Origin of the sequence: Dysgonomonas sp. Shenzhen-Wh21 (assembly GCF_043392705.1) — a bacterium.
GTDB lineage: Bacteria > Bacteroidota > Bacteroidia > Bacteroidales > Dysgonomonadaceae > Dysgonomonas.
Window position 1 is genome coordinate 1 of sequence record NZ_JAIXHZ010000042.1, and the last position, 14,460, is coordinate 14,460.

General features: G+C 39.2%; 13 protein-coding genes. 5 read left to right on the forward strand and 8 right to left on the reverse strand.

What is annotated here, in order from left to right; genetic code table 11:
• Positions 1-178 precede the first annotated feature (178 nt).
• Positions 179-1,102 (reverse strand): NAD(P)-dependent oxidoreductase, encoded by a 924-nt coding sequence (locus LDB17_RS02495; protein ID WP_252638658.1) that lies wholly within the window; start codon positions 1,100-1,102, stop codon positions 179-181.
• Positions 1,102-2,175: a 3-phosphoserine/phosphohydroxythreonine transaminase gene (gene serC, locus LDB17_RS02500; protein WP_252638656.1), complete on the reverse strand. Its 1,074-nt coding sequence runs from the start codon at positions 2,173-2,175 to the stop codon at positions 1,102-1,104. The genes LDB17_RS02495 and serC overlap by 1 nt, the downstream gene beginning before the upstream one ends.
• 278 nt (positions 2,176-2,453) lie before the next feature.
• On the opposite strand from serC, the gene LDB17_RS02505 reads away from it, so the two are divergent.
• The 3 genes from LDB17_RS02505 (at position 2,454) to LDB17_RS02515 (ending at position 6,076) form a co-directional block, all read left to right on the forward strand.
• Positions 2,454-3,698, forward strand: a complete 1,245-nt coding sequence (locus LDB17_RS02505) for a DUF1015 domain-containing protein (protein ID WP_252638654.1) — start codon at positions 2,454-2,456, stop codon at positions 3,696-3,698.
• A 138-nt stretch (positions 3,699-3,836) separates the two neighbouring features.
• Positions 3,837-5,000 carry a nicotinate phosphoribosyltransferase gene (gene pncB / locus LDB17_RS02510; RefSeq protein ID WP_252638653.1) on the forward strand — a complete coding sequence of 388 codons (1,164 nt, stop codon included), beginning with the start codon at positions 3,837-3,839 and terminating at the stop codon, positions 4,998-5,000.
• A gap of 14 nt (positions 5,001-5,014) precedes the next feature.
• Positions 5,015-6,076 carry an NADH:flavin oxidoreductase/NADH oxidase gene (locus tag LDB17_RS02515; RefSeq protein WP_252638652.1) on the forward strand — a complete coding sequence of 354 codons (1,062 nt, stop codon included), beginning with the start codon at positions 5,015-5,017 and terminating at the stop codon, positions 6,074-6,076.
• Positions 6,077-6,141: 65 nt separating this feature from the next.
• On the opposite strand, the gene LDB17_RS02520 is transcribed toward LDB17_RS02515, so the two are convergent.
• Genes LDB17_RS02520 through rfbB form a run of 6 tightly spaced genes read right to left on the reverse strand, consistent with a single transcriptional unit; the run spans position 6,142 to position 12,173 of the window.
• Entirely contained in the window at positions 6,142-6,783 is a 642-nt protein-coding gene (locus tag LDB17_RS02520) for a DUF6891 domain-containing protein (RefSeq protein WP_252638651.1), read from the reverse strand.
• Between the two features lie 36 nt (positions 6,784-6,819).
• The gene (locus LDB17_RS02525; RefSeq protein ID WP_291102967.1) at positions 6,820-7,908 is read right to left on the reverse strand and encodes a hypothetical protein; all 1,089 of its coding nucleotides are present in this window, start codon (positions 7,906-7,908) and stop codon (positions 6,820-6,822) included.
• 25 nt (positions 7,909-7,933) lie between these two features.
• Complete coding sequence (murA, locus tag LDB17_RS02530) at positions 7,934-9,238, reverse strand: UDP-N-acetylglucosamine 1-carboxyvinyltransferase (RefSeq protein WP_252638649.1); 1,305 nt, start codon at positions 9,236-9,238, stop codon at positions 7,934-7,936.
• Between the two features lie 21 nt (positions 9,239-9,259).
• Positions 9,260-10,267 carry a UDP-N-acetylmuramate dehydrogenase gene (murB, locus tag LDB17_RS02535; protein WP_252638647.1) on the reverse strand — a complete coding sequence of 336 codons (1,008 nt, stop codon included), beginning with the start codon at positions 10,265-10,267 and terminating at the stop codon, positions 9,260-9,262.
• A gap of 33 nt (positions 10,268-10,300) precedes the next feature.
• Complete coding sequence (locus LDB17_RS02540) at positions 10,301-11,014, reverse strand: DUF2157 domain-containing protein (protein WP_252638646.1); 714 nt, start codon at positions 11,012-11,014, stop codon at positions 10,301-10,303.
• 22 nt (positions 11,015-11,036) lie between these two features.
• Complete coding sequence (gene rfbB / locus LDB17_RS02545) at positions 11,037-12,173, reverse strand: dTDP-glucose 4,6-dehydratase (protein ID WP_252638644.1); 1,137 nt, start codon at positions 12,171-12,173, stop codon at positions 11,037-11,039.
• 204 nt (positions 12,174-12,377) lie between these two features.
• On the opposite strand from rfbB, the gene LDB17_RS02550 reads away from it, so the two are divergent.
• Both LDB17_RS02550 and LDB17_RS02555 read left to right on the forward strand, forming a co-directional pair.
• Positions 12,378-13,712, forward strand: coding sequence for an NADP-specific glutamate dehydrogenase (locus LDB17_RS02550; protein ID WP_135104861.1), 1,335 nt, complete (start codon positions 12,378-12,380; stop codon positions 13,710-13,712).
• A 121-nt stretch (positions 13,713-13,833) separates the two neighbouring features.
• On the forward strand, positions 13,834-14,433 hold the full coding sequence (locus tag LDB17_RS02555; RefSeq protein ID WP_252638643.1) for a nitroreductase family protein: 600 nt from the start codon (positions 13,834-13,836) through the stop codon (positions 14,431-14,433).
• Positions 14,434-14,460: the final 27 nt, after the last annotated feature.

Consider the following 14,460-nt stretch of genomic DNA (forward strand, 5'->3'; position numbering starts at 1 on the left):
AAACATGAAAACGCCTAACCTTATACATCAAAAAACCGATGGATATAAATCCATCGGCTCTTATAATATTTTAGTATAAATCCTGTCAACCTATTTTAGGACGGGACATAAACAATAAGAAAGGGATACTCTATGCGAGTACCCCTTTCAAAAAAAGTATAGTTAGATAGGTGTTATCTTACTTTCCATTTACTCTGAAACGTTCATTACCGTTCTTAATGAAGTCTACTATTTGATTGGCTGCAGCAATACCGGCATTGATATTTGCCTCTTCGGTTTGCGCACCCGATTTTTTAGGTGTAGAGAAATATCTTCCTGCAAATTTTTCTGTCATTTCAGCATGATTGCCGGGAAGTACATCTGTTACATATTTGAAATCTTTACGTTCTTCCATTACTTTCACTATCGAAGCTTCATCTACTACTTCTTTACGAGCAGTATTAAGCAGCAATGCATTTTTAGGCATTTTGCTAATCAATGCATAGTTAATAGAATTAGCAGTTTCGTCTGTAGCAGGCATATGCAAAGATACGTACTGGCATGTAGTGTATAATTCCTCAGCAGAACCAACAGCTTTTACGCCTTCTTTTTCGATAGCTTCTTTAGACAAGAACGGATCGAAAGCATAAACTTCCATACCAAAGCCTTTGGCTATACGAGCAACATTGCGTCCTACATTTCCATAAGCATGGATTCCCAGTTTTTTACCTAGAAGCTCTGTTCCCGACGTACCTTTAAAGAAATTGCGGATGGCATACACAGCAAGGCCAAACACCAACTCTGCAACAGCGTTCGCATTCTGACCCGGAGTATTCATCACACATATATTGTTTGCTGTAGCAGCTTCCAAATCAATATTATCATAACCGGCTCCTGCACGTACAACAATCTTTAGATTCTTAGCAGCATCTAACACTTCCTTATCGAAGATATCGCTACGAATAATTGCAGCATCAACATCAGCTACCGCATCTAACAATTGTTTCTTCTCTGTGTACTTTTCGAGCAAAACCAATTCAAATCCGGCTTTCTCTACAACTTCTCTGATTCCAGTTACAGCCTCAGCAGCAAAAGGTTTGTCTGTAGCAATAAGTACTTTCATTATTTAGCTATTTTCTTTTCAAATTCTTTCATTGCATCCACCAATGCCTGAACACCTTCGATAGGCATAGCATTGTAAATAGATGCACGGAAACCACCAACAGAGCGGTGTCCTTTTAATTCACACAATCCACGTTCTTTCGCAAATTCTAAGAATGCAGCTTCATTTCCTTCATATTCGGAAGTCATCACAAAACATACATTCATCAACGAACGGTCTTCAACCTGACATGTACCTTTAAACACGGAGCTGCGATCGATTTCGTCATATAGCAATGCAGCCTTTTCTTTGTTGCGTTTATACATTGCATCAAGACCTCCATTCGCTTTCAGCCATCTCAATGTTTGCATTGCAGCATATACAGGAATAACAGGAGGTGTATTGAACATCGAACCGTTTTCGATATGTGTACGATAATCCAACATTGTTGGGATAGGGCGATTTACCTTTCCTAATATTTCATCTTTTACGATAACGAAAGTCACTCCCGATGGAGCCAGATTTTTCTGAGCACCACCATATATCAAAGCATATTTTGATATATCTACCGGACGAGAGAAAATGTCTGACGACATATCTGCAACTAACGGCACCGGAGAATCGAGATCGGTATGTATCTCTGTTCCGAAAATCGTATTATTGGTAGTGATGTGAAAATAATCCGCATCGGTAGGAATTGTATAATCTTTTGGGATATAAGTATAGTTTGCAGCCTTAGATGATGCCACTTCAACTACTTCACCAAACAGTTTAGCTTCTTTCTGAGCTTTACTTGCCCACGTCCCCGTATTCAAATATGCCGCTTTTCTTTCTAGTAAATTAAAAGGTACCATGCAAAATTGCAAACTTGCACCTCCTCCAAGGAAAAGCACCGAGTAGCCCGATGGAATTTCTAATAATTCCTTAAACAGTTCAACTGTTTCGTCCATTACAGCCTGAAAATCCTTGCTCCTGTGGCTTACCTCCATTAAAGAAAAAGAAGAACCATTAAAATCCAGAATAGCTTTTGCTGTCTCCTCCATTGTCTGTTGGAGAAGGATTGATGGCCCTGCACTAAAATTATATTTCTTCATTTTATATATTAAATTAGGGAATTAAGAACTCTTCAATATTAATTTTTGGACTTCAAAATTACTAATTATATATGAAATACTGTGATTAAGAATGACTTTTATTGATTTTAATTTCAAGAATCTAGCAAAATGCTTTTTGTATCAGGGGTATTTGGATTTTTTACATATTATGATACTTTTAGCTATTGTTTTTATATATTTGCATATAGCAAAAAGTAAGATAAGATTGCATTGCCTTAATTGATTTTTAACCTTATAATCCATTCAATTTAAACAGCATGGCCCTAATAAAACCGTTTAAAGGAATAAGACCACCCAAAAGTATTGTTGAGCAAATTGCCTCACGCCCCTACGACGTTTTAAGCTCTCTGGAAGCTCGGCTCGAAGCAGAAGGCAACGAAAAATCTCTTTACCGTATCATAAAGCCGGAGATAGATTTTGAGGAAACAATAGATGAACATCATCCCGATGTATACCAACGTGCAGTACAGAATTTCAATAAGTTTCAGGAAAAAGGTTGGCTGGAGCAAGACCCGGAAGAATACTACTACGTATATGCACAAACCATGAATGGAAAAACCCAGTACGGGTTGGTAGTATGTTCGCATATAGATGATTACATGAATGGAAAGATAAAAAAACACGAACTCACACGCAGAGATAAAGAAGAAGACCGCATGAAGCATGTACGTGTGAATAATGCGAATATAGAACCAGTATTTTTTGCCTACCCTGACAATAAAGACTTGGATAAGATAATAACAAACACAATATCTACTCCGGCCGAATATGACTTTGAAGCAACAGACGGTGTAGGGCATCATTTCTGGGTAATAAAAGATCAAGAGGACATACAACAAATAACGGATATATTTGCAACTATACCTTACCTGTATATCGCCGACGGACACCATCGCTCAGCAGCGGCAGCACTTGTAGGAGCAGAAAAAGCGAGGTTGAACTCTCATCATAGAGGAGACGAAGAGTACAACTACTTTATGGCTGTTTGCTTTCCCGACAACCAACTCAATATAATAGACTACAACCGTTTGGTAAAAGACCTGAATGGATTGAGTGTTTCCGAATTTCTCAAAAAACTGGAAGCACATTTTATTGTAGAAGAAAAGGGTTCTGACATTGAAAAGCCTACCGCTTTACACAATTTCTCCATCTATCTTGACAGCAAATGCTATAGCCTGACTGCAAAAGAAGATACTTACGACGACAACGACCCTATAGGCGTCTTGGATGTGACTATCTCTTCGAAGTATATATTGGACGAAATTCTAGGCATAAAGGATTTGCGTTCCGATCAGCGTATCGATTTCGTAGGAGGAATTAGAGGATTGGACGAACTGAAAAAACGTGTAGATAGCGGTGAGATGAAGCTGGCACTGGCCTTATACCCTGTCACGATGAAGCAACTGATGAACATTGCCGACACGGGCAACATCATGCCACCAAAAACAACATGGTTTGAACCAAAACTACGGTCAGGACTTGTCATCCACAAGCTGGAATAACATATCTTTTCTTTAAAACCGAAATAAGAAAAACTAAAAATAAGCCGATGTTGCAGAACTCTACAACATCGGCGTTCTTTATTTGTTATATAAAAAGGTATATTTGTCAATTATACAATTTAACACCACCACAGAATTATGATAATAAAACATTTTACAGACAACGATCTGTATAAATTTTCCGTCATGTTAGCTATCCAAAAGCTATATCCGTGGGCATACGTCAGATATGCTTTTACGAACCGAGGAAAGACTCAATTTCCTGAAGGATTCGCCGAACGGATGAAAGAAGAAGTAGCATCTATGGCTAACTTGCAATTAACCGCCGAAGAGAAAAAATTTATAAAAGCCAAATGCTATTTCTTCGACCCTGTATTTGTAGACTTTCTTGAAGGATTCAGATATAAACCAGAGGAAGTGACCATTACTCAAGAAGGAGGAGACCTCAGCGTGGTAATAGAGGGCTATTGGTACAGAACTGTACTTTGGGAAGTACCGCTGCTGGCAATTATCTCCGAGCTTTATTTCCAGATGACAGGGGCGACCCCTCAGAATGTAGAAGAAAATGCAATCATAAAAGCAAAAGCCCTAAAAGAAATGGAGGCCGATTATTCTGAATTTGGTACTCGCAGACGTTTTTCTTTCGACGTAGAAGATAAAGTTATCGGAGCACTTCAGGCCTATTCGGGAAAGTACTTTAAAGGGACAAGCAATGTATACTTTGCGATGAAACACAATACGATTCCGATTGGTACAATGCCGCACGAATGGTTTATGTTTCATGGCGCAATATTCGGTTATCGGTCGGCAAATATCAAGGGCTTGGAAGCATGGGTTGAGGTCTACGACGGCAGTCTGGGCATTGCATTGACAGATACATACACTACCGATTCTTTTTTCAACTCGTTCAGCCTCAAACAGGCTAAACTATTTGACGGAGTACGCCACGATAGCGGAGACCCTCTTGTTTTTGCAGACAAGGCGATCTCTTTTTATCAACAAAACCGCATAGATGCTACTTCCAAAACATTAGTATTCAGCGATTCGCTAAACCTAGAAACAGTTAAGGAAATAAAAGATCATGTTGCCGGACGTATACACGACACGTATGGTATCGGTACATTCTTTTCGAACGATGTAGGATCTAAAGCGTTGAATATCGTTATTAAACTAACGGATGTAAAATTACATAAGAAGGATGCGAACTTCATGAAAGCCGTAAAACTTTCGGATGTAGCTGGAAAGCATACCGGAGATCCGAGAGAAATAGATTTAAGCATAAAAACATTAGGACTGGAATAATAAACAAATAATATATGTCTAAGCTATTTAGTAATTTATCGATACGTAATCTTACTCTCAAAAATAGGATTATCATGTCTCCCATGTGTCAATATTCGGCGCATGACGGTTTCGCTACCGATTGGCACTTTGTCCATTATACCAGTAGAGCTGTAGGCGGTGTAGCAGCCGTTATACAGGAAGCAACCGCCGTTTGTCCCGAAGGTCGAATTTCGTATGGAGATTTGGGTATATGGAAAGACGAGCATATATCAAAACTCAAGGAAATAGTAGCAGCAATCGAAGAAAACAGCTCTATACCGGGAATACAATTAGCTCATGCCGGGCGTAAAGCAAGCTGCGAATTGGGATGGAAAGGTGGAGAGCAAATAAAAGAAGGTGAAAATAGTTGGCAGACTGTAGCACCCTCCCCTATCTCTTTTTATGAGACAGATAATACTCCGGCAGAATTAACAGAGATTGAGATCGAAAAAATCATATATGATTTCGCGCTCGCTGCGCAACGTTCGATAACAGCGGGTTATAAGATAATAGAGATACATGCGGCTCACGGATACCTTATCCATCAATTTTTATCTCCTCTTACCAACCAAAGAAATGATCAGTATGGTGGTACATTCGAGAATAGAATTCGATTGTTAATTAAAATAGTGGACGCTGTACGGTTATTATTGGATGAAGATCACTCGTTATGGGTAAGAATATCAGCTACCGACTGGGTAGACAATGGTTGGAATCCGGAAGAGTCTACACAATTAGCATCGTTATTGAAAGATAAAGGTGTAGATGTTATCGATGTATCATCCGGAGGTAATCTACCGCACGTAAGAATACCTGTAGGGAAAAATTATCAAGTACCTTTTGCCAAAGAAATAAAAAGCCGAACAGGAATGCTTACAGGAGCTGTAGGGCTTATTACTGAAGCGAATCAGGCAGAGGAGATTTTACAAAAGGAGGAGGCCGATCTTATTTTTATCGGGAGAGAATTATTAAGAGACCCTTATTTTGCGCTTCATGCGGCAAAATCGTTGGGAGATGATCTAAAATGGCCTCTTCAATATGAAAGAGCAAAGTAAAAGTATAGAATTAAACGGCTGTAATGGAAAGGATGACAACCCCTTTTCATTACAGCCGCTTCTCTTTATTCTTCCATCAAATCGAGGACTCTATCATATCCCCATTTTTCGGCAACTTCATCATCGGATGTGAATCTATTTTGCCATTTAAAGTCAACAACCTCGATACGCTTCGATGCCGAGCCATCCCATTCCACAGTAAAGCCCTGGTTCTTGAGTTGGGCCACAATTTTGTTACCTATCAATATAGCTTCCTTGTCATTCTTTTCTTTTTCTCCATAGAAGCCGATACTAAGCACCCCCGTTTGTATTACACGTTCCAAATCCTGCCCGTGATAATAACAATATCCAATAGGTTTTACCCCATTATCTTCCAGGTCTTGCCATACATCCTGCACATCATATATAGCTTCGGATTGTGTATATCCGGCATTGTGCAATGCTACAATTTTCTCTTTACAAAGATTATCGAAAACGGTATGCAGCTTATCCGTATCAGTAGGGCGTTGCCATGTTTTACTTTCAGATTCATTTTTCGCATACTCCTTGCCAAAAATATCCCGAATCCACTCTTCAGAGATTTCGCTTTCCCAGCCTTCATCTTCTACAGCTTCAATAGCCTCTGTAATAATATCTTCTAAAGATTCAAATCCTGATTTTATACTAATAAGGAAATGATCATAGAGATACTTTTCATTTTCTGTCATAGTGTAAAAATTGATACCGTACTCTAAAACGTTTTTTTAATTAAATTGTGAAATATCTATTTTATAAATTGATTTATCTTTTGCAAGATATATAAAATTCTCATTCGCAAAAATCAATCTTGTGAGATTTACTATATTCGCAACTAATGCTGAATTGGAGTTATAAACAGAAATTTTATTATCATTCACCTCAAACCGCAAATCTTTATACCAATACTCTATTAAACTATCTTTACTATTTTTCTTAGGATTAGCTGTTATTGTTCTTTTTTCCATTATAGCCCCATCCGTTGCTGATAGTTTTACAAGCTCTGTTTCATTATTATACATGATTATATCACCCTCTATATTGATATCACCATAATCTAATTTTTTAGTTCCTCTTACTAATTCAGCAATCAAAGCGGGTATAAGACCTCCTCCCGAGCTGATGCTATAGCTTATAACTTCTCTCTTAAAACTGTTGTCTGACGTTTTTATATCGTAATCCCATCCTTTGCCTGTATATATATTTACGGCATGAAGTCCCCCTGATATGATTAATAGAGTTGAATCATTTATCTGTCTATAATAAGGTATTCCTGCATCTCTTTTGCTAATATTCTTTTTCCATATTTCTTTTCCTGTCATTGCGTCTACTCCTTTAAGGAAATATGAATCCACACCTACTATTGTTGGAGACTTACTATCAACAAAAATAGTATAGAAACCAAATGAATTGAGGCTCCTTCCCTTATTCCACAACCTTTTACCATTATGAAGAGAATAGCACTCTGTTGAAGCCATAATGGTACTATTCATCTTAGACAGTATTAACGCATTATTATTATAAGACAGAAATGGTTCCCCTTGCGATTTGATTTCTAAGTGAGTACGAGAAGATGATAAGTCACACACAAGAACTTTGGATCTCAAAAGAATAATTTCTTTTTGAGATCGAGGTGCCAACGTCATTGAATATATCTCATCATTAAACTTATAAGTCTGAGCCACTATCGGCTGATCCGAAGGCAAACTCTTTCCAACAGTTATGTTTCCCAAAAAGAGAAATTCATTCTTCTCTTGGGCTTGTAGAGCTGAGGGAACAAAGCAAAAGAGAAAAATATATAAAAGTTTATTTATCATAAAGTTAACAATGAATGAACATATTCTAGTCCAGCCTCATAATATTAGCGCCGAGCTGATTAAGACGCACGTCGATATTCTGATATCCACGGTCTATCTGCTCTATATTGTGTATGGTACTTTTTCCATCGGCACACATAGCGGCAATAAGCAAAGCTATACCGGCACGTATATCCGGCGAAGTCATCGTTGTGGAACGCATAGGACGTTTTCCTGTACCGATTACTGTTGCACGGTGCGGATCGCATAATATGATCTGTGCTCCCATATCGATAAGTTTATCCACAAAGAACAAACGGCTCTCAAACATTTTCTGATGTATTAAGACACTCCCCTTAGCCTGAGTAGCCACAACAAGAAGCACACTGATTAGGTCGGGAGTCAACCCCGGCCATGGAGCATCGGCAATAGTAAGAATCGACCCGTCGATAAATGTATCTATAGTATATTCTTTCTGTGCAGGAATATATATATCATCTCCTCTGCGTTCCAACTGAATACCCAAACGGCTGAATGTGTCGGGGATGATCCCCAAATCATCGTAGGCTACATCTTTTATTGTAACTTCCGACCCTGTAATAGCTGCCATACCGATAAAACTACCGATCTCGATCATATCAGGCAATATACGATGTTTTGCAGCACCCAAAGAAGTTACTCCTTCGATACGCAATAGGTTAGACCCCTGCCCGTCTATCTTGGCTCCCATCTTGGTAAGCAAACGGCAAAGTTGTTGTATATATGGTTCGCAAGCGGCATTATAGATTGTAGTTTCGCCTTCGGCTAATACCGCAGCCATAACAATATTAGCTGTACCGGTAACAGAAGCCTCATCAAGAAGCATATATGTACCTTTCAGCTTTTCGGCTGATATATTATATATCTGTTCTGCGTCGTTGTAATTAAATTCAGCACCTAGTTTTTGTATCCCGACAAAGTGAGTATCGAGACGACGACGACCAATTTTGTCTCCTCCCGGCTTAGGGAGAATAGCCCTGCCAAAACGAGCTACAAGAGGACCTATGATCATTACCGAGCCACGCAGAGAGGCACTTCTCTTCAAGAACTCCGGTGTTTGCAGATAGTCTATATTTACATTTTCGGCCTTGAATGACCAGGTATCTTCTGCCAACCTTTTGGTTTCGACACCCATGTCGCTCAATAGACGTATCAGGTTGTTTACATCCAGAATATCCGGAATATTTTCTATAATAACTTCCTCTGCGGTAAGTAATGTCGCACAAATAACCTGTAATGCTTCATTCTTTGCTCCTTGTGGAATAATTTCTCCACTCAAGCGACAACCTCCCTCTATTATAAATGATGCCATGTTTTTAGCTAATATAATTTTTTAATAAATTCTAACTTCGGGTTCAAGCTCGATACCAAATTTATCGTTCACTGCCCCCTGCACTTCTTTCATAAAACTGACGATGTTGTTTCCATCGGTTGTGCCATAATTGACTATAATAAGCGGCTGATTGGGATATGTACCTACGTCGCCTATTCTTTTTCCTTTATATCCTGCTTTATCGATAAGAAATGCAGCTGATGTTTTTACCAACCCATCTTTATATGGAAAAACAGGCAGAGTCGGATATTCCAGTAAAATCTTATCCGCAGCCTCTTTTGTTATATACGGATTTTTAAAGAAACTTCCGGCATTTGGCAGTACCCTTTCATCCGGTAGCTTTCTTTGACGAACACGTATAACAGCATTGCGCACATCCTCAACTGTAGGCTCTTCTATCTCTTCCAGTTCTTTATTCAGATCGGCATACTTGGGGGTGTAAACGAAGGAACGTTTCAGGTGAATAACAACGGATACGATCAAATACTTATTTGTCCTTTTGAAGATACTGTCACGATATCCGAACTCACATTCAGCGTTCGAAAACGAAACAATCTTCCCTGTTTCCATATCTATTGCAACAACTTCACGTATCACATCTTTTACTTCAGCCCCATAAGCGCCTATGTTTTGTATAGGTGCTGCACCTACTGTACCGGGAATCAGCGAAAGATTTTCGAGCCCTACGAAACCACGTTCGACACAGTAAGCGACGAGTTCATCCCAGTTTTCGGAAGCATTGACTTCCAGAAACACATCATCGTCTTCGTCATCATCGTCTGATATTTCACGAAGCCCTTTGATATGGGGATAAATCACCAGTCCATCAAAGTCTTTGGTAAAAAACAGGTTGCAACCGCTACCTATTATCAGCTTTTTTTCGTCCGGGTAATCAGATAAACACTTGCGAAGCTCTTCGATTGTAGTGGGCTTGCAAAAAATCTTTGCCTGAGCTTCTGTTTTTAATGAATTGTAATCTTTTAATTGGGTTTGCCTATAATAGTCCATTTCAGGAATTATTGATTCTACATAAATCCGGTATCAACGCTTTCGCTTCAACCAGAAAATTAATATACCCAGTGCGACAAGAATTCCAAGAACAATGAGAACTGTCTGCCAATGGGTCATGATGAATTTGATGATAAAGATTAAAGCTATGACAGCAAGAATAATACCGACTATTTGCAAAACTCTGCGGATTGTCTGCTTTCTTTTTGCGGCCTTTTCCTCTTCGCTTATATCGAGGGTCTCGTCCTCTTCGCTTTTCACATCTTCAAAAGGAACGTAACCTTTTTCAACTTCTTCCGAAATAGATTCGATCTCCTCAAAGTCTATATCTTCAGTCTGAACCAAGGCTTCTTCCTCCCCCTCGTATATTTCCATCGGAATATCATCAGGATTGATATAGCTGTCTTCGGTCTCCAACTCTTCGTTTTCATCCAACGGTGATTGATTTTCTACACCAATCGGTTCAACAATCTGAGGTGTAAACTTACCGGCTTGCGCCCTTTCGGTATCAGCAAGACGGATAATTGTATCCACACGAGATGAAGCCACTTTTGTGTCAAAGTCTCCGCTCTCAACCATAGATATCAGTTCGTCTTCTATAGCCGGATACTTGATCATAAAAGACTTCAATGCATTCGCAAAATCACGAAAGCGTTGTATCTTTTCTATTTTTGCCTTCACTTCTTCCCCGTTTCCTGAGGATAGGTCAAGCACTTTATCTGCCAATATAGATTTTAGGCGCTCCATAAATAATTAATCAGAAATATATTTATCTGTTTCCGTACATTTGTTCGTAATACTTCATATAGTCGCCCGAAGTAACTTCTTCAACCCAAGTTTGATTGTCGAGATACCAATATATTGTTTTCACAATACCTTTATCGAAGGTCGTCTCAGGCAACCATCCCAATTCGTTCGATATTTTGGTAGGGTCGATAGCATAACGTTGATCATGCCCCTGACGGTCTTTCACAAAAGAGATGAGATTGTCGTTGATCCAACTTATATCGATACTTCCATCAGCAGCCACGTCTTTTTTCTTCAATACGTCACGATACTTAGGCTCCTTCTCCATAATATCGTGTATAGTTTTTATTACCAGTTTAACGATCTCTATATTTTTTCGTTCGTTATGTCCTCCTATATTGTACACTTCGCCTACACGTCCTTTGTGCAGAACAATATCGATAGCCTTACAATGGTCGTCCACGTATAGCCAATCACGTACATTGCTACCATCACCATATACCGGAAGTTGTTGTCCTGCCAGAATATTGCGTATAATCAGAGGAATAAGCTTTTCAGGGAAATGGAATGGTCCGTAATTATTCGAACAACGGGTTATATTAATCGGCATCTTATAGGTTTCGCCATAAGCTTTTACGATCAGGTCGCCACCTGTTTTTGCTGCACTATAAGGAGAACGGGGATCTAAAGGAGTTTCTTCTGTAAAGTAACCTTCTTCGCCCAACGATCCGTATACTTCATCTGTAGATACCTGCAAAAACTTTACACCTTCGCGCCAAATCGGATAATTATTTTCATCTTTGCCTATAGTCCAAAATTTTCTTGCAGTATCCAATAAATTCTGAGTACCAAGAATATTCACCTGCAAAAATAATTGAGGATTCTCGATACTTCTATCAACATGACTCTCTGCCGCAAAGTTGACAACAAAGTCTATCTGATGATCCGAAAAAACTTTCTCCGTAATATTTTTATCACAGATATCTCCCTTTACGAATGTTACGCGGGAGTCTTTCAACTCCTCAGCCAGAGTTCCAAGATTTCCGGCGTATGTAAGTGCATCAAATATAACGAGTTTTGCTTCGGGATGTGTCGCCAACATGCGTTTCACAAAATTCGAGCCTATAAATCCGGCTCCGCCTGTGATCAAGTATGTCATTGTTTTATATTCTTATTTATTATTCATCACAAAAATAAGAAAAAAACAATATTAAAAACATTCGAGACGGTATTATATGAGGTAAATTTATTTATCTCAATCCTTCTATTTTGAAAAACTGTCACGTTTATGTTATATTTTTTAACAAATAGACATTTTTTTCATATATTTGTGGCATCCATAAATCAAAATCCATTTTTTATAATGAAGGTAGAATTAGTATTACAAGACTTAAAACGCAGATTTCCGAACGAACCTGAGTATCTTCAGGCTGTTCAGGAAGTATTAGAATCCATTGAGGAGATTTACAATCAACACCCTGAATTTGAGAAGGCAAACTTAATAGAAAGACTATGCATTCCTGATCGTATCTTTTCTTTCCGTGTAACGTGGGTTGACGACAAAGGCAACACACATACCAACATGGGATACCGCATACAACATTGCAATGCCATAGGCCCATACAAAGGCGGCTTACGCTTACACGCCTCTGTAAATCCGTCTATATTGAAGTTCCTTGCTTTTGAGCAAACGTTTAAAAACTCACTTACTACGCTTCCTATGGGAGGAGCAAAGGGAGGTTCAGACTTTAGTCCCAAAGGGAAATCTACCGCAGAAATCATGCGCTTCTGTCAGGCTTTTATGCTCGAACTTTGGCGCAACATTGGCCCTGACACAGACGTCCCGGCAGGAGATATAGGCGTAGGCGGTCGCGAAGTAGGTTATTTCTTCGGAATGTACCGCAAATTGGCTCGTGAATTTACAGGAACATTCACAGGTAAAGGGCTTACATTCGGAGGTTCGCTCATTCGCCCGGAGGCTACAGGTTACGGAAATGTATATTTCCTACTCGAAATGTTGAAAACAAAAAACATTGACATAAAAGGTAAAAAATGTCTTGTTTCAGGTTCAGGAAATGTAGCGCAATATACTTGCGAAAAACTGATAGAGCTGGGAGCAATACCTGTTACATTATCAGACTCTAACGGGTACATCTACGATCCGGAAGGAATAACAACCGAGAAACTGGAGTATGTAAAAGAGCTGAAAGAGCTTTACAGAGGCCGCATCAGCGAATATGCAGAAACATACGGCTGCAAATACGTTCCGAATGCACGCCCTTGGGGAGAAAAAGGCGATATCGCATTACCATCTGCAACACAGAATGAAATAAACGGAGAGGATGCAAAAAAACTCGTAGCAAATGGTGTTATCGCAATATCGGAAGGAGCTAATATGCCATCTACACCTGAGGCTATAGAAGTATTCCAACAAGCGAAACTACTCTATGCACCGGGAAAAGCCGCCAATGCCGGAGGAGTTTCTGTTTCGGGATTGGAAATGACACAAAACTCGGAGCGCATAAGCTGGTCTGCTGAGGAAGTTGATAAGAAGCTGAAATGGATTATGCAGAATATTCACGAAAATTGCGTGAAATACGGTACAGAAAAAGACGGATATGTAAACTATGTAAAAGGTGCTAACATAGCCGGATTTATGAAAGTTGCTAAAGCCGTAATGGCTCAAGGCATTGTCTAAAGCCGTTTAATAAATAAAAGAGGCTGAGTAAAAGTAATTACTCAGCCTTTTCTTTTCGCTGAAATCCATAAAAATTAATTTATATCTTTGCAATACTTCAACAATAAAACATCTGCCAAACATGAATAAAAAGTATATACTTTTCGGTCTTATAACTATTTGTAGTATCACTTTTATGAGTTGTTCTCAAAAAAAGGAAAAGCAAATAACAAAAAAGGAGGCCGCCTTATCTGCAATCTATAACAGAAAAAGTGTACGCAGTTTTATCAAAGACAGACCTGTTTCGGATGAAGATGTTCAGTCACTAATAAAGGCCGGCATGTCTGCACCTTCGGGAAAAGACACCCGTCCGTGGGAATTTGTGATTATAAATGACAGGGCTATATTGGATAAAATGGCAGAAGAACTGCCTACAGCCAAAATGCTATCTCAAGCGCCAATGGCAATTGTTGTTTGTGGAGATACTATACGTTCTTCGTACTGGTATCTCGATTGTTCGGCTGCAACAGAAAATATTCTTCTAGCTGCCGAAGCGATGGATCTGGGGGGCGTGTGGACTGCCGCTTACCCCTATCGGGACAGAATGGCAACAGTGATAAAGCATACGAATATGCCCGCACAAGTTTTACCTTTGGTTGTAATACCAATAGGCTACCCGATGGGAAACCATTCGGTAAAAGATAAGTATGACGAAAAGAAAATACACATGAATAAGTGGTAGTTTTATATATCTACCTGAAATAATCCG

Coding starts and splice junctions, on each gene's coding strand:
- LDB17_RS02540 (WP_252638646.1), bottom strand. CDS start 11,014: ATGGAGCGCCTAAAATCTATATTGGCAGATAAAGTGCTTGACCTATCC.
- murB (WP_252638647.1), bottom strand. CDS start 10,267: ATGGACTATTATAGGCAAACCCAATTAAAAGATTACAATTCATTAAAA.
- LDB17_RS02520 (WP_252638651.1), bottom strand. CDS start 6,783: ATGACAGAAAATGAAAAGTATCTCTATGATCATTTCCTTATTAGTATA.
- LDB17_RS02555 (WP_252638643.1), top strand. CDS start 13,834: ATGAATAAAAAGTATATACTTTTCGGTCTTATAACTATTTGTAGTATC.
- LDB17_RS02505 (WP_252638654.1), top strand. CDS start 2,454: ATGGCCCTAATAAAACCGTTTAAAGGAATAAGACCACCCAAAAGTATT.
- pncB (WP_252638653.1), top strand. CDS start 3,837: ATGATAATAAAACATTTTACAGACAACGATCTGTATAAATTTTCCGTC.
- LDB17_RS02515 (WP_252638652.1), top strand. CDS start 5,015: ATGTCTAAGCTATTTAGTAATTTATCGATACGTAATCTTACTCTCAAA.
- LDB17_RS02525 (WP_291102967.1), bottom strand. CDS start 7,908: ATGATAAATAAACTTTTATATATTTTTCTCTTTTGCTTTGTTCCCTCA.
- murA (WP_252638649.1), bottom strand. CDS start 9,238: ATGGCATCATTTATAATAGAGGGAGGTTGTCGCTTGAGTGGAGAAATT.
- rfbB (WP_252638644.1), bottom strand. CDS start 12,173: ATGACATACTTGATCACAGGCGGAGCCGGATTTATAGGCTCGAATTTT.
- serC (WP_252638656.1), bottom strand. CDS start 2,175: ATGAAGAAATATAATTTTAGTGCAGGGCCATCAATCCTTCTCCAACAG.
- LDB17_RS02495 (WP_252638658.1), bottom strand. CDS start 1,102: ATGAAAGTACTTATTGCTACAGACAAACCTTTTGCTGCTGAGGCTGTA.
- LDB17_RS02550 (WP_135104861.1), top strand. CDS start 12,378: ATGAAGGTAGAATTAGTATTACAAGACTTAAAACGCAGATTTCCGAAC.